Source organism: Streptomyces beijiangensis (assembly GCF_017315755.1).
GTDB lineage: Bacteria > Actinomycetota > Actinomycetes > Streptomycetales > Streptomycetaceae > Streptomyces > Streptomyces beijiangensis.
Genome location: NZ_JAFLRJ010000108.1, coordinates 1 through 202 on the forward strand (window position 1 = coordinate 1; position 202 = coordinate 202).

Sequence of the window (202 nt, forward strand, 5' to 3'; positions counted from 1 at the left end):
ACGAGATCCCAGATCTTCCCCGGCAGCAGCCCGCCGATGTCCCCGAGCCCGCCCGGCAGTTTGTCCCCGAGCCCGCCCGCGCCCGGGATGTTGTCGAGCCCCAGCTTGCTCCCGTCGATGGTGACGACATCGTGTCCCGCCCAGGCGAGCCCGCCGATCATCGCGATGAAGAGCACCGCCAACGAGACCACCCGCGCGACGA

1 pseudogene is annotated in these 202 nt (G+C 70.3%); it reads right to left on the reverse strand.

Annotated elements, in window-relative coordinates:
- Positions 1–202: pseudogene (locus tag J0695_RS12385) on the reverse strand (streptophobe family protein); the annotation flags it as partial.